At 66.2% G+C, this 14,435-nt stretch carries 13 protein-coding genes; 7 read left to right on the top strand and 6 right to left on the bottom strand.

All coding sequences use genetic code 11. From position 1 onward, the window contains the following. Positions 1-420 precede the first annotated feature (420 nt). On the top strand, positions 421-2,055 hold the full coding sequence (locus AB5S05_RS02975) for a BCCT family transporter (protein ID WP_369285945.1): 1,635 nt from the start codon (positions 421-423) through the stop codon (positions 2,053-2,055). A gap of 80 nt (positions 2,056-2,135) precedes the next feature. Here AB5S05_RS02975 and AB5S05_RS02970 read toward each other — a convergent pair whose 3' ends face one another. Beyond that, a complete protein-coding gene (locus AB5S05_RS02970; RefSeq protein ID WP_369285944.1) occupies positions 2,136-2,789 on the bottom strand; it encodes a peroxiredoxin in 654 nt (217 codons plus the stop codon). Positions 2,790-2,996: 207 nt separating this feature from the next. Here AB5S05_RS02970 and AB5S05_RS02965 point away from each other — a divergent pair, with 207 nt between their 5' ends. After that, a complete protein-coding gene (locus AB5S05_RS02965) occupies positions 2,997-3,215 on the top strand; it encodes a VF530 family protein (RefSeq protein ID WP_369285943.1) in 219 nt (72 codons plus the stop codon). A gap of 129 nt (positions 3,216-3,344) precedes the next feature. Here AB5S05_RS02965 and AB5S05_RS02960 read toward each other — a convergent pair whose 3' ends face one another. Then, positions 3,345-6,452, bottom strand: a complete 3,108-nt coding sequence (locus AB5S05_RS02960; RefSeq protein ID WP_369285942.1) for a transglycosylase domain-containing protein — start codon at positions 6,450-6,452, stop codon at positions 3,345-3,347. Positions 6,453-6,593: 141 nt separating this feature from the next. Here AB5S05_RS02960 and AB5S05_RS02955 point away from each other — a divergent pair, with 141 nt between their 5' ends. The 4 genes from AB5S05_RS02955 (at position 6,594) to AB5S05_RS02940 (ending at position 10,068) form a co-directional block, all read left to right on the top strand. After that, positions 6,594-7,286 (top strand): class I SAM-dependent methyltransferase, encoded by a 693-nt coding sequence (locus tag AB5S05_RS02955; protein WP_369285941.1) that lies wholly within the window; start codon positions 6,594-6,596, stop codon positions 7,284-7,286. Positions 7,287-7,313: 27 nt separating this feature from the next. Beyond that, complete coding sequence (locus tag AB5S05_RS02950; RefSeq protein ID WP_369285940.1) at positions 7,314-8,144, top strand: aldo/keto reductase; 831 nt, start codon at positions 7,314-7,316, stop codon at positions 8,142-8,144. A gap of 86 nt (positions 8,145-8,230) precedes the next feature. Next, complete coding sequence (locus AB5S05_RS02945; protein ID WP_369285939.1) at positions 8,231-8,719, top strand: hypothetical protein; 489 nt, start codon at positions 8,231-8,233, stop codon at positions 8,717-8,719. Further along, positions 8,716-10,068 (top strand): GAF domain-containing protein, encoded by a 1,353-nt coding sequence (locus tag AB5S05_RS02940; protein WP_369285937.1) that lies wholly within the window; start codon positions 8,716-8,718, stop codon positions 10,066-10,068. The genes AB5S05_RS02945 and AB5S05_RS02940 overlap by 4 nt, the downstream gene beginning before the upstream one ends. 10 nt (positions 10,069-10,078) lie before the next feature. Here AB5S05_RS02940 and AB5S05_RS02935 read toward each other — a convergent pair whose 3' ends face one another. From AB5S05_RS02935 to AB5S05_RS02920, 4 genes are all read right to left on the bottom strand, one after another. Further along, positions 10,079-10,450 (bottom strand): hypothetical protein, encoded by a 372-nt coding sequence (locus AB5S05_RS02935; protein ID WP_369285936.1) that lies wholly within the window; start codon positions 10,448-10,450, stop codon positions 10,079-10,081. A gap of 21 nt (positions 10,451-10,471) precedes the next feature. Beyond that, a complete protein-coding gene (locus AB5S05_RS02930) occupies positions 10,472-11,182 on the bottom strand; it encodes a hemerythrin domain-containing protein (RefSeq protein ID WP_369285935.1) in 711 nt (236 codons plus the stop codon). A gap of 456 nt (positions 11,183-11,638) precedes the next feature. After that, a complete protein-coding gene (locus tag AB5S05_RS02925; RefSeq protein ID WP_369285934.1) occupies positions 11,639-12,475 on the bottom strand; it encodes an enoyl-CoA hydratase/isomerase family protein in 837 nt (278 codons plus the stop codon). A gap of 28 nt (positions 12,476-12,503) precedes the next feature. Beyond that, positions 12,504-13,265 carry an SDR family oxidoreductase gene (locus AB5S05_RS02920; protein WP_369285932.1) on the bottom strand — a complete coding sequence of 254 codons (762 nt, stop codon included), beginning with the start codon at positions 13,263-13,265 and terminating at the stop codon, positions 12,504-12,506. A 126-nt stretch (positions 13,266-13,391) separates the two neighbouring features. On the opposite strand from AB5S05_RS02920, the gene AB5S05_RS02915 reads away from it, so the two are divergent. Next, positions 13,392-14,297 carry a LysR family transcriptional regulator gene (locus AB5S05_RS02915; protein WP_192330664.1) on the top strand — a complete coding sequence of 302 codons (906 nt, stop codon included), beginning with the start codon at positions 13,392-13,394 and terminating at the stop codon, positions 14,295-14,297. Positions 14,298-14,435 lie beyond the last annotated feature (138 nt).

Below are 14,435 nucleotides of genomic sequence, written 5' to 3'. Positions count from 1 at the left end.
CTGGCTGACCAGCGGGAGAGTCATGGCGCTAATGGATCGATGGATGGCGCTAATGGAATGTTTGCGAGATGTTACATGACCCTATAGTCAGCCGCGAATTAACGACCCGTTCGCCAGTTGTAGATGGGGCGAGCGGGTAATCCTGGGAACTTCTGAAAGTTGTTTGCTGCCCTTGTCTGGGCGGTTTGCCCGTGCCCAGTCGCCCGCATTTAAGGCGTTTGTGGTTAATGTTTTTTGAACGTTCGATTAATGATTAAAACGCATTAATAAGACCGACAAAAATCAGGTGTCAGAAGTTGTTATTTATCGAATTATCGAGGTTTGCAACAACACCCGAGAGGCTTATAGAAGCGTTTTACCGGCTCGCCTTTAAGCCGGCGTGCACAGTGGCAAATAAACAATAACAACGGAGCACATGCTATGAGTAATTCGACTGGAGGTCTTCGCGGCGTCGACGCCCGAATCACCTTGGTTTCGACCCTGATAATCGCCGCCTTCGTCGGCTTTTGTGCGGTCAAGGGAGAACAGGCCGGCGCCATGTTCGGCGAGCTGTCCACCGCGATCCTGCTGAACTTCAAGTGGTTCTACCTGGCCATGGCCTCGGGCATCCTGGTCTATCTGCTGTATCTGATGGCCAGCCGCTATGGCCATGTAACCCTCGGTGCGGATGGCGAGAAGCCTGAATTCAGCACCACCTCCTGGCTGTCGATGCTGTTCAGCGCCGGCATGGGCATCGGCCTGCTGTTCTGGTCGGTGGCCGAGCCAATGTGGCACTACGCCGGCAACCCGTTCAGCGCCACCAGCCTCAGCGCCGAATCGGCCGAGGCGGCGATGCGCGTGACCTACTTCCATTGGGGCATGCATGCCTGGGCACTGTACCTGCTGCCGGCGCTGTGCATGGCCTACTTCTGCTTCCGCAAGGGCAAGCCGCTGTCGATCCGCGCCACCCTGGAGCCACTGTTCGGCGAGAAGCGCATGAATGGCTGGCTGGGCGCGATCTTCGACATCCTCATCGTAGTGGTCACCGCCTTCGGTATCGCCACCTCCTTCGGCCTGGGCGTCGAGCAGCTGGCCACCGGGATCAAGACCCTGACCGGCACCGAGCTGGGCATCGGCATGAAGATGGCGCTGATCCTCGGCATCTCCCTGGTCGCCATCATGTCGGTGGTGTCCGGCGTCGATCGCGGCATCAAGCTGCTGTCGCTGTGGAACATGGGCCTGTCGCTGGTGATCCTGGCCGCGGTCATGGCCTTCGGTCCGACCCGCTACATCCTCAACACCATCCTCGAAGGCACCTCTGGCTACGCCCAGAGCGTGATCGGCATGAGCCTGTGGAGCGACGCGCAGAACGACGCCGGCTGGCAGAACTGGTGGACCGCCTTCTACTGGGCCTGGTGGCTGACCTGGGCGCCCTTCGTCGGCACCTTCATCGCGCGCATCTCCCGCGGCCGGACCATCCGCGAACTGGTGATGGGCTCGCTGGTCATTCCGGTGCTGTTCAGCTTCGTCTGGATCGGTACCTTCGGTGGCGCCGCGCTGAACTACGAGAAAGCCGATCGCCTGGCCCATCAGGAGCAGGTGCAGAGCCAAGGCTTGACCGGCGATGAGGCCAAGTTCGAAGGCGGTGCCATCCTGGTGGCGACCAAGGCCGATGCGACCAACTCGCTGTTCACCCTGTTCGACAAGATCGAGCAGTCCTCGGGCATGAGCATTGCCGGTCTGCTGGGCGCCCTGGCGTCGCTGCTGATCGTCACCTACTTCGTCACCTCGGCCGACTCCGGCACCCTGGTGGTGAGTACCCTGGCGGCGCGCGGCAACATCCATCCGCCGGCGTGGAGCCGGGTGGCCTGGGGCCTGATGGTCGGCTCCATCGCCGCCGGCCTGCTGTGGTCGGGTGGCCTGAAGAGCGTGCAGACCGCGTCCATCTGCGCGGCGCTGCCGATCGGGGTGATCCTGGTGCTGATGGCCTTGGCCCTGCACCGCACCCTGGTAGCCGAACCGGCGCACAGCCTGAAGTTCACTGCCGGCCGCACCTTCGGCCCTTCGGCCAGCTGATCCAGTCGGCAAACAGCCAAAGCCCGCCCCCGTGAGGAGGCGGGCTTTTTCGTTTGCAGCTGGCCCTCGTCGCCTTGCGCCTACTTGGGCTGGGCGACCACCCGCAGGTAGGGCTTGAGCGTCTTGAAGCCCTGCGGGTACTTCTGCCGGGCCTCGTCGTCGGACACCGAGGTGGGGATGATCACGTCCTCGCCCGGCTTCCAGTTCACCGGCGTGGCCACCGTGTGCCTGGCATTGAGTTGCAGCGCATCGAGCAGGCGCAGCACCTCGTCGAAGTTGCGTCCGGCGGTCATGGGGTAGACCAGCATGGCCTTGACCTTCTTGTCCGGGCCGACGATGAACACCGAGCGCACCGTGGCGTTGTCCACCGCGGTGCGCGGACCGCCGCTGGCGTTGGGGTGGATCATGTCGTAGAGCTTGGCCACCTTGAGGTCGGGGTCGCCGATCATCGGGTAGTTGACCGCATGGCCCTGGGTTTCCTGGATGTCGCCGAGCCAGGCGTGATGGTCGCTGACCGGGTCGATGCTGAGGCCGACGATCTTGGTGTTGCGCTTGTCGAACTCCGGCTTGAGCTTGGCCATGTAGCCCAGTTCGGTGGTGCACACCGGGGTGAAGTCCTTGGGATGGGAGAACAGGATGGCCCAGCTGTCGCCGATCCATTCATGGAAATGCAGGGGGCCTTCGGTGGTGTCGGCGGTGAAGTCCGGGGCTTCGTCCCCGATGCGGATGGTCATGTTCGAACTCCTGGCGGGTGGACGGAAAGGGGCAGTTTCGCGCTCGCCACAGCGATGTCCGCGGACGCATGTGCCCAGGCCGGGGCGGCGGCATCAAGCAGTATAGGCAGCGCCTGGGGCCTTGGCGGCCAGGCATGCGCCCGACTTTCCCCATGGGCCGCTCTGGGCTAAGGTGCCTGGCCCCATCCCCGGCAGATCAGGCCCCCCATGAGCTCACACCCGAACAATCCGCTGCACGGCGTCACCCTCGAAGCCATTCTCGTCGAATTGGTGGCCCGGCTGGGCTGGGACGGCCTGGCCCAGCGCATCGACATTCGCTGCTTCAAGAGCGAGCCGAGCATCAAGTCCAGCCTGACCTTCCTGCGCAAGACGCCCTGGGCGCGGGAGAAGGTCGAGGCGCTGTACATCCAGCTGAAGAAGTCCTGACGGCCGGCCCCGGGCCAGATGCTCCGGGTAGGCTGGATGAGGCCTGTTCATCCATCGTCGTCGGGTGAATGAGCAGAGCGTCGCCCAGGCGCAACCCGTGCGGTTGCAGGCTGGAGCTACCGCTGCCGGCTATTTCCAGCTGGCCTGCAGCGGCGTCAGCGGCGCCCGGCACAGGGTGGCGGCGCCAGGCTCCAGGTAGGGCGCGAGGATCGGTGCCATGCCCTTGAGCACCTGTACCGGCAGCGCCGAGGTGAAGGTGAATTTCTCCGCCGACTGGCCGGGCACGAAGGCGGTGAGGGTGCCGTAGTGGCGCTGGCCGAGGAAGAACACGAAGGTGGCGGTACGGTTCAGCGCCCGCGAGCTGAGCACCTGGCCGCCGCGGCTGACGGTTTCCACCCGGTTGTCGCCGGTGCCGGTCTTGCCGCCCAGGGTCAGCTGGCGCCCGTCGGGCAGGCTGAAGCTGCCTTGCAGGCGCCGCGCGGTGCCGCCCTCGACCACCTGGGAGAGGGCTTCGCGCAGGGCCGCGGCGACCGCCGAAGGCATCACCCGCTCGCCTTCCAGTGACTGGCGGCCGACCAGGGTGTCGTAGGGCGTGCCTTCGGCGAAGTGCAGGCTGTCGATGCGCAGGGTCGGCTGGCGGATGCCGTCGTTGAGGATGATCCCCATCAGCTCGGCCAGTGCCGCCGGGCGGTCGCCGGAGCTGCCGATGGCGGTGGCCAGCGACGGCACCAGGTACTCGAACGGGTAGCCGAGCTTCTGCCAGCGCCGATGGATGTCGAGGAAGGCCTCGACCTCGAGCATGATGCGGATGCGGCTGTCGCGGGCGCTCTTGTGTCGGCTGCGGAACAGCCAGCCATAGACTTCCTGGCGCTGGTCGTGGCTAGCCAGCACGGCATCGTTGAAGCTGGCCTGGGGATGCTCGAGCAAGAAGCCCAACAACCACAGCTCCAGCGGGTGGACGCGGGCGATATAGCCCTGGTCGGGCAGGCTGTAGGCGCCGGGGCCATAGTCCAGATAGAGTTCGGTGATGCGCTTGTCGGTCAGCTTGGCCTGCGGCAGGTGGGCACGCAGGAAGGCGGCGAAGGTCTGTTCGTCGACCTCCGGCATCAGGTAGCGGTGCACCGCCGCCAGGCGCACCGGTGTGGCGCGCAGGCTGGCGAGGAAGGTTTCCAGGCGCTGTTGCGCCGGTTGGCCCTGGTACTTGCGCCAGAAGCGCAGGAGGAAGGTCTTGCCTTCGCGGTCGGCGAAGCGGCTGAGGTAGGCCTGGCGCCGCGGGTCCTTGTCGTCCTTGAGCAGCTCGGCGCTGTTGCCCGGCGCCTGGTAGGTGCTGTAGCGCACCAGGTCGCGCATCAGGCGGATGAACGGCAGGTTGATCGACTCGCGCAGAGCATCGCGCAGGGCCGGGATGCGGTTGTTGTCCTCGCGGCGGAAGTTGGCGAAGCTGTGCAGGCCGCCGCCGGTGAAGAAGCGCTCGTAGGGGCTGGCCGAGTACTTGCGGTCCAGCGCGGCGTCGAGCATGGCCGGCAGCTCGGCGCCCGGATTCTGGCGCAGGTAGTCGAGGGCCCAGCGGGTGATGTAGTCCTGGTCGGCGACTTCCACCGCGCGCAGCTCCTCCGGGCTCTGCCCGGCATGGCGCTGGTGCAGTTCGGCGACGATCGTCAGGTAGGTGGCCAGCACCCGCAGCTTGGCGGTGGAGCCGAGTTCCAGCTTGCTGCCCTCGTTGATGTCGAATGGCTGGTCGGTGCTGTCGGTCTGCACCCGCACCCGGCTGCCATTGGCCGTGCGCTCGACCAGGGTGAAGCTGTAGCGCACCTCGGCGGTCTTCTCCGCCGACAGCAGGCGTTCGCCGAACAGGCCGATCTGTTCGGCGAAGCTCGGGTCGGCGAGCTGCTGCAGGTACTGGCTGACCACTTGCTGCAGCTCGTCCTGCAGGGTGGTGCTGGCCGCCAGGTCGAGGCGGTCGAGGTCGTACAGCGGCATATTGAGCAGCCCGGACAGGCGCGCGCGGGCGACCCGGATGCCCTTGTTGTTGTCCACCGCGGTGAGGGTCGGTTGCAGCTGCCAGTTGCGGTAGCTCAGTTGGCGGGCCAGGGCGGCGTCGCGCATCGGCGTGTCGATCAGGCCGCCCCTGGCCAGCAGGCGGACATGGCTGTCGATCAGCGCGTCCAGCTCCTGCCGGCCCTGGGCCAGGTAGTAGGACGGCCGGCGCTGGGCGATCAGCAGCGCCAGCACCTGGCGCAGGGCCAGGCCGCGCTGGGCATTGCTCGCCTCGGGGGAGCGCTCGGGGTCGAGCAGGCGGTTGACCTCGGCGAAGTCGGCGCCGAACCAGATGCGCAGGCCATCGGCCAGGCCATGCACCTCGCCATGGCCGGGGGCGGCGGACAACGGCACGCTGTTGAGGTAGTCGCGCACGATGTTCTGCCGCGTCTGCAGGGTCTGCGGCCCGGCCTGGTAGGCACGCACGCTGGCCGAAACCATCTGCCGCAGTTTCTCGCTGGCCGATTGGGTCAGGCCATCCGGCGAGTGGCGGTACTTCTCGAGCTGGGTGGCCAGGGTGCTGCCGCCGGCGGACTGGTCCTGCACGTCCAGCGCCTTGCCCAGCTGCGACCAGGCGGCCATGGCGAAACGCGGCCAGTCGACCGCCGGGTTGGCCAGCGGCTGCTCGTCGTCGAGTAGCTGGCGGTTCTCGATGAACAGCAGGCTGCCGGCCACCAGCGGCGGTATGGCGGCGAAACTCGGGTAGAACTGCTGCGGGTAGCGGAACTCATAGAAGGGGCTGCCGCGGCAGTCGCTGATGCTCAGGCCAGCCTGGGTCTTCTCGCGAAAGGGCGGGAAGAAGCCGCGCTGGGCGTAGTCGAGCAGCGCCGGGGAAAAACGGGCCTGTTGCAGGATGCTGAAGTTGCGTTGCTGCAGGCGCTCGAGCAACTCTGGCAGGTGGGCGTAGCCCAGGCGCTTGTCGAAGGGGCCGTCCTGCGGGTAATGGATCGCCGGGCTGGGCCCCGGCTGCACGCTGTAGCTCAGGCTTGCGGCGTATTGGCTGATCAGGCGCGATTGGAAGTGCGCGCTGCGCAGCTCATAGGCCAGCAACAGGCCGGCAGCCGTCAGCAGCAGCACCAGCACCAGCCACAGGGCAATGCGCAGCCTGCTTCTCGCTTTGGCGGGTTTCAGGTAGACCGGTGGTCGATCGCCCGCTGGCAGTGCGGCCTGTTCCGCGTCCGATTTCTGCAAGGATCCCATCACTCCCCCATGGAGCTATCGTCCCCAAGTACTCCAAGCTTAGTCGCAGTCCTGTCAGGCAGTTGCACGTCGCAATCGAAGCGTCAGCAGACGACTGGCTGCACTACAATCGCGGCGTCGTCGACAGACAGCGAGTGACCTATGCAACGCGATCACCGGGAGCAGCTGCAGCTCAGCTGGCAGGCCAATGCCGATGCCTGGACGGCCGCGGTGCGCGAACGGCACATCGAGAGCCGGCGCCTGGTCACCGATGCGGCGATCCTCCAGGCGGTACTGGCCCTGGACCCGCAGCGGGTGCTGGATGTCGGCTGCGGCGAGGGCTGGCTGTGCCGCGGCCTGGCCGAACGCGGTATCGAGGCGGTCGGGGTAGACGCCTCGGCGCCGCTGATCGAGGCGGCCCGGGCCGCCGGCCCACAGGCCAGTTACCGCGTGTGCGGCTATGCCGAGCTGCCTGGCCAGGCCGATCAGCTCGGCCGCTTCGAAGTGCTGGTGTGCAATTTCGCCCTGTTCGACGACCCCCTGGCACCAACCCTGGAGGCCCTGCACGAGGTGCTGACCGAGGGCGGACGCCTGCTGATCCAGACCCTGCATCCCTGGCGCGCCAGCCAGGACGCGGCCTACCGGGACGGTTGGCGGGTCGAGACCTTCGCCGGCTTCGGCGAGTCCTTCACGGCGCCTATGCCCTGGTTCTTCCGCACCCTGGAGTCCTGGCTGGGGCTGTTCGCAGAGACCGGTTGGCGCCTGCAGTGGCTGCAGGAGCCCCTGCACCCGGAAAGCGAGCAGCCGGTGTCGTTGCTGCTGTTGTTGAGTTCGGAGCGGGGCACTCGCGGCTGACGCGCCGCCAGCGAAGAGGAGAGGGTGATGCGCACGCTTGAAATGGCCGGCACCCATGTGCCGGTGATCGGCCAGGGTACCTGGCGCATGGGTGAGAACCCCGCCGAGCGCCGCCGCGAGGTGGCGGCCCTGCAACAGGGCATCGAGCAGGGCCTGCGGCTGATCGACAGCGCCGAGATGTACGGCGAAGGCGGCGCCGAACAGGTGGTGGGCGAGGCCATCGGCGGGCGCCGCGAGCAGGTGTTCCTGGTCAGCAAGGTCTACCCGCACAACGCCAGCCGCGCCGGCGTCGCGGCGGCCTGCGAGCGCAGCCTCAAGCGCCTGAAGACCGAGACCATCGATCTCTACCTGCTGCACTGGCGCGGCCAGTATCCCCTGGCGGAAACCGTCGAGGCCTTCGAGCGCCTGCGCGAGCAGGGCAAGATCGGCCGCTGGGGCGTGTCCAACTTCGACCTGGATGACCTGCAGGAGCTGAGCGGCCTGGGCGCTTCGGCCTGCGCGACCAACCAGGTGCTGTACAACCCCGAGGCGCGTGGCATCGAGTTCGACCTGCTGCCTTGGCAGCAGGCCCAGGGCATGCCGTTGATGGCCTATTGTCCGCTCGGCCAGGGCGGCGCCTTGTTGCGCCATCCGGCGCTGCGCCAGGTAGCCGAGGCCCATGCCGTTACCCCGGCCCAGGTGGCCCTGGCCTGGCTGCTGCGCCAGGACTGGGTGATCGCCATTCCCAAGGCGGTGGAGCCGACTCATCTGCGTCTGAATGCCGAGGCGGCCGGTCTGCACTTGAGTGCTGCGGACCTGGCGCTGATCGATGCGGCCTTCGCACCGCCGACCCGCAAGCAGTACCTGCAGATGGTCTGAACGGGGCCTGGCGCCTGCCAGGCCGTGGCTTCCCAAGCGCGCGGCGAAAGCGCAGGATATTGCTCCGTTTTCCTCGAGCCTGAGCCATGAGCGGCGTGACCCTGAGTGAGGAGCAGATCCGCTTTATCGAGAGTGGCGTGTCGATCAGCCTGGCCTCGCGCGACGTGCGCCGGGTGCCCTCGGTGAGCAAGGGCGTGGGCTGCCGGGTGGCCAGCGATCGCTGCCAGATCCGGGTGCTGGTCGACGCCGCCCAGTCCGGCCAATTGCTCGAGGATGTGGCCGCCAGTGGCGCCCTGGCGGTGGTGTTCTGCCTGCCCAGCAGCCACCGCACCCTGCAGCTCAAGGGCCGCGATGCCCGCGAGGTGCCGCTGTCGGCGGGCGACGCCGAACTGGCCGCGCGCCATCGCGACGCCTTCGCCGCAGACCTGCTGCCCCTGGGCTATGCCTTGCCGTTCGCCCGCGCCACCCATGACTACCAGGTTGAACGCCTGAGGGCACTGAGTTTCACCCTGAGCGACCTGTTCGAGCAGACCCCCGGGCCCCATGCCGGGGCGCGCCTGGAGCCTTCGTCATGAACCCTGGGCCGAGCCTGGACGCCATTCGCCCCTGCCTGGAAGGGGCGGTGCCGGCGGCGATCGCCACCTGCGACGTCGAGGGCACGCCGAACGTGACCCTGGTGTCCCAGGTGCACTACGTGGACCCCAAGCATGTGGCGCTGTCCTTCCAGTTCTTCAACAAGACCCGCGAGAACATCCTGGCCAATCCCCAGGCCACGGTGTTTCTCCTCCATCCGCAGAGCAGCGCGCGCTACCGCCTGGCGTTGCTCTACCGGCGCACCGAGACCGCGGGGCCGCTGTTCGAGAGCATGAAGGCCAAGCTCGCTGGCATCGCCTCCAGTTCCGGCATGAGCGGCGTGTTTCGCCTGCTTGGCGCGGATATCTACCAGGTGCTGGACGTCGAGCATGTACCGGGTGAGGAGGTGCCGCCGACCCAGGGCGCGCCCTGCCATATCGCCCGTCTGCGCCAGTTGAGCCAGCGCCTGGCGGCCTGCGGCGACCTGGCCGGCCTGCTGGAGCAGTGCCTGGAGGGCCTGGCCAGCCTCCTCGAGATGCCCCAGGCGATGATCCTGATGCTCGATCCCCAGGGGCAGAAGCTGTTCACCGTGGCCAGTCACGGCTATGCGCAGTCCGGGGTGGGCTCCGAGTTTCCCGTCGGGCGCGGCATCATCGGCGTGGCGGCGCAGTTCCGCACGCCGATCCGCATCGCCCACCTGGCCTCGGAATATGCCTACGGCCGGGCCATTCGCGAGCACCTGGCCGAAGCCGCTCCGATGGACCGGCTGGAGACGGAAATCGTCTTCCCCGGCCTGGCCGAGGCACACAGCCAGCTGTCGGTGCCGATCCTCGCCGCCGGTCGCCTGCTCGGCGTACTGCATGTGGAAAGCGCCGAGCCCCATCGCTTCGGCTATGACGAGGAGGACTGCCTGCTCGCCCTGGCCGGCTTGCTCGGCGCCTCCATCCTGGCCCTGCAGCAGGCGCCCGAGAGTGCGCCTGAAGACGCTGGGCTGACGTCGGCACTCGCCCCGCCAAGCGGTGCACCCCTGGTGGTGCGCTACTATCCGGCCAACAGCAGCCTGTTCCTCGGCGACGACTACCTGATCAAGGGGGTGGCCGGCGCCATCTTCTGGCGCCTGTTGAACCTGCACCTCGGCGAGGGCCGCAGCGAGTTCAGCAACCGTGAGCTGCGGGTCGATCCGACGCTCAAGCTGCCGGAGCTGGACGACAACCTGGAGGCGCGGCTGATCCTGTTGCAGCGCCGCCTGGCCGAGCGCAGCCGCGACATCGTCCTGGAGAAGTGCGGCCGCGGACGCCTGCGCCTGTCGCTCAGGCGCCCGCTGCTGTTGCAGGAGATCGCCGCCGGCTGAGGCTCCTTGCTCAGGTGCGGCGCCAGAACATATTGGTGGCGAACAGCAGCACCGCCAGTAGCATCGCCACCGCGCTGGCGCCGAGCAGCGGGCCGGCCTGGGGCGTACCGAGGGTCACCAGGGTCAGGGCCAGCATCATCAACGGCAGGGTCAGGTTGTGCAGCCAGAACTGCAGGCTGGCCAGGCGGCTGCCAGCCGCCCTGGGGAAGTAGTGGTAGATGACGCCGATCAGGCTCAGGCTGACCCAGCCGAGCAGGTTCAGGTGCGCATGCACGGCCATCAGCCGATGGTCGCCGCTCAGGCCCATGAACACGCCGAGGCCGACGGCCAGGCAGAAATAGACGATGGCGAGATAGATCCAGCGGCGGGAATAGGCACTCATTTCATTGTTCCTCGTTGGGTTTCACGGATAAAGGCGGCGTGCCGGCTCGACCGCCCGGGTCAGGCCCAGGGCGGCATCGAGATGGGCCTGGTGCTTCGGCGACAGCTGCATGCACAGGCGCTCGAGGGTGGCGGCGAACAGCTCCAGCGGCGCCTGCTGGCGAAACTCGACGAGAAAGGCCGCGCGCTCCTGCGGAGTCAGGGCCGGCAGCATCCAGTGCAGGGTGCGCTGCATCTCGTCGGGGCCGATGCTGGCGACGATCTGCTGCTCCAGGGCGATCAGCTCGTCGTCGCTATGGGTTTCCCAGAGCAGGCGGTTGTTGTCGCGCTCTTCCTGTTCCATGTGCTCCAGGTTCTCGGCCACGAAGCACGCCAGGCGCCGGTAAAGCGGATGGACGAACTCGCCACGGCGCAGCGCCGGCAGGTGGGCCACCTGTTCGGCCAGGGCGCCGAGCTCGTCCATGGCCTGCTGATGGCGGCGATGCTCGGCCGCGCTGTGCTCGGCCGAGCCGGGGCGTCGCCGCTCCAGGGCCGGGTGAACCACGGCGTCCTCATGCTCGATGTGCGCGCGACAGAACGCCAGCAGCTCGTCCAGTTCGGCGAGCACGGCGCGGGCATCCGCGCAGTCCTGCCAGTCGCAGCGGCCGACCGCATGGAGGGTGTGCAGCAGGTGGGCACGCAGCCCCTTGTGGATCAGCGCATAGATATCGAAGCGGGCGGGGGTGGAAGGCATCGTCTGACTCCTCGGTGGGGTGAGGAGTCCATGCTAGGAGGCCGGGCGGCGCGACTTTGCGAAATAAGCCCTAGGCAATCCCTAAAAATTCCCTAACGCCCGAGCGACTCGGCAGCTGCCTAGAGGGCACCGCGGCCCTCGCCACACTGCCACGACGAACGTGGCCAGGGGAAGCTGTAGGCTGCGCCCGCTGTGGTCGCCCATCTGACAGGTGGCGTTGACCAGATTACCGCGCGAAAAGCAGAAAACGGCCAGAAGCGGCCGGTTCGTCTTGTAAATAATCCGTCTCCTTTCCCTTTGACAAGCTGCCTCTTGTCCAGCCTACAAAGCGCCACAGTTTTCACTGACTCCGTAGGAGCGGCCCCTGGCCGCGAAGCATTGTTTGGGGCGAATTCGCTGCTGCGTTATATTGCCCACCACCAAGCAAAGGGCCAGCCGCGCCAGCCATCCTCGCGACTATGGGGTTATCGGCTGCGGATACCGCGCCAGCAGCTCGCCCAGGTCGAGTTCCATGGCACCCTGGTGTTGTCCGCCCTGGGCGAGCATCCACTTCACCCGGTCGAGGGTTTCTGGCGCATGCATATCGGCCACGAAGCGCTGCGACTCGTCCGCCAGGGTCTCTTTATCGAGCGTGCTGACACGCTCCACCACAGCTTTGACATTGCCTATGCCGCCGGCCGGGAAGCCGGCGATACGGCGGGCCAGGGCGTCGCAGAAGCTGCTGAGTTGCTCGCCTGGCAGTGCGCGGTTGATCCAGCCGTAAAGCTCTGCAGTAGTGGCATCGAAATCCTCGCCGCCCAGGCATATCTCCAAGGCCCGGCCTCTGCCCAGCAGTTGGGTCAAGCGCACAGTGCCGCCTGCGCCCGGCAGCAGCCCCACGCCAATTTCCGGTTGGCACAGCACGGCGGTTTCGCGGGAGGCAAAACGCATGTCCAAGGCTAGGAGAAACTCGCTTCCTGCGCCGCGGGCGCGCCCGCTCAGCTCGCCAATGGTGACCTGGGACAGGCGGCTGAAACGGGTGAACAGTGCACTCAGCAGGCTTGGCGTGCCGGGCGCCAGGGCGACTGGCAGCGCGTCGAGTTGGCTGCCCAGGTCGTAGTGGGCGAGGAAATAATCCGCATTGTCGCTGCGAAAGATCACGACCTTGGTCTGCGTGTCGCCCTCCAGTTTCTGCGCCAAGCGGAGCAGGTCGATCACCATAGTGCGGTCGACCAGATTGATCGGCGGGTGGTTGAAGCGCACCACGGCGACACCCTCATGGTCGTCGCGGGTAAAGCTCTGGTATTCGCTCATGGCTATTTCTCTGGAGAGGCTGAACGTCTTACAGCGCGGTAAGGCCGCCATCGACGGGTAGGGCTATGCCGGTGGTGAAACCCGCCGAATCGCCGGATAGATAGAGCACGGCTGCCGCAATTTCCTCGACAGTGCCGATTCGCCCTATGGGGTGCGCGGCCACGACCAGGGCCACATGCTTGGGGTCGTCGGTGCTGGCGCGGAGATACATTTCGGTGTCGATAACCGCGGGGCAAACGGCATTCACCCGGATATTCTTGCGTGCGTATTCAACCGCCGCAGTCTTGGTCAGGCCGATCACCGCATGCTTGGAGGCCGAATAGATGCTTTGCTTGGGCGCGGCGATCAAACCGGCGACCGAGGCGGTGTTAACGATGGAGCCGCCGCCTTGAGCGAGCATCACGGCTATCTGGTACTTCATGCATAGCCACACGCCCTTGACGTTGACGCCCATGATGGCGTCGAAAACTTCTTCGTTGCCGTCGGCGAGCTTGCACTTCTCGATCTCGATTCCGGCATTGTTGAAGGCGCAATCCAGCCGGCCGTAGGTCGCAACGGTTTGCTCAATCAAGCGGCGCACCTCGGCATCGCAAGACACATCGCAGCGGATAAACACTGCCTCGCCGCCAGCCGCCTCGATCAAGGCCACGGTCGCTTGTCCGGCTTGGCTGTCGATATCGGACACCACCACCTTGTAGCCGCTGCTGGCGAAGGCCAACGCGGTGGCGCGGCCGATGCCGTTCGCCGCGCCGGTTACCAGCGCGACTCGTCCTGCGATTGTCTCGTTCATATCACTTCCTCGTATTTAGCACCGCCTCTGGGCGCAGGCTTATTGGCCAGGCCAGCAGAGGCGTGGATGTCGCCATGCTAGGTGTCTGCCTATAATTAGAAAAATGATGGTTTTTCATTGGTAGACATGAGCAAAGATAATTACTCGGCCCCCATCGCACGCCTGGACCTGAACCTGTTTCGGGTCTTCGCCGTGATCTATCGCGAACGCAACCTGACCCGCGCTGCCGAGCAGCTGTGCGTCAGTCAGTCGGCCGTTAGCCATGCGCTGGCGCGTATGCGGCAGCAACTCGACGACCCGTTGTTTATTCGTGAGGCGCAGGGGGTGGTGCCCACGCCGCTGGCCCTGCGCATCTGGCCGGACGTGCAGGAGGGGCTGGGGTTTCTACAGCGGGCCGCAGCCCACAGCCACAGCTTCGAGCCCATCCGCGATATCACCGCGGTGACCCTGGCCATGCTCGAGGTGATAGAGCCTGCGGTATTGCCGACCCTGGTCAAGGCGCTGCATAGCGCGGTGCCGGGCATTTGCGTGACCAGTGCGCGGATCAAACGCTCAACGCTCAAGGCCGACCTGGCGAGCGGGCGTATTGACTGCGCCATCGACGTGGCCCAGGCCGCCGATGGCGAGCTGTCGCATAGCTTTCTGAGCCGTGACGAGTTTGTCGTGGTCAGCCGCTCAAGCGCCGCAATCGACCGCGACCACTACTTCGTCGCGCAGCACATCACCGTGTCGTCGCGGCGCATGGGTTACGGGGTGGTGGATTTCGAACTGGCCCGCCAAGGCTACCAACGGCAGATCGCCGCGCGCTGCCAGCACTACGAATCGGCCTGCCGTTTGGTGGCGGGCAGCGACCTGCTGCTAACCATGCCCCACAGCCTGGCGATGTCCAGCAACGCCTACCTGGGCAACCATATCCACCCGCTGCCGGTGAGCGTGCCGGGGGTGGAGCTGCACCTGTTCTGGCACCGAGAGCGCGAGGCGGATCCGGCCAATACCTGGTTGCGCAATACTCTGCTCGACGCCATGCAGTAGTGGCAAAGTGTGCTCTGGGTGACTGTGAATCGCCCCAAGTTTCCTAGAGCTCTCCTATCCTCCATAAAGCTTACGAGGATGAGCCGGATAGTCCTGTCAACGACTGGCCGCTCTTGGCCGTAACCGGTCCCCGGCGCT

Origin of the sequence: Pseudomonas zhanjiangensis, from assembly GCF_041027545.1 — a bacterium.
GTDB lineage: Bacteria > Pseudomonadota > Gammaproteobacteria > Pseudomonadales > Pseudomonadaceae > Aquipseudomonas > Aquipseudomonas zhanjiangensis.
Note: the sequence above shows the minus strand (reverse complement) of the source record. Positions and strands in the feature narration are given on the sequence as shown.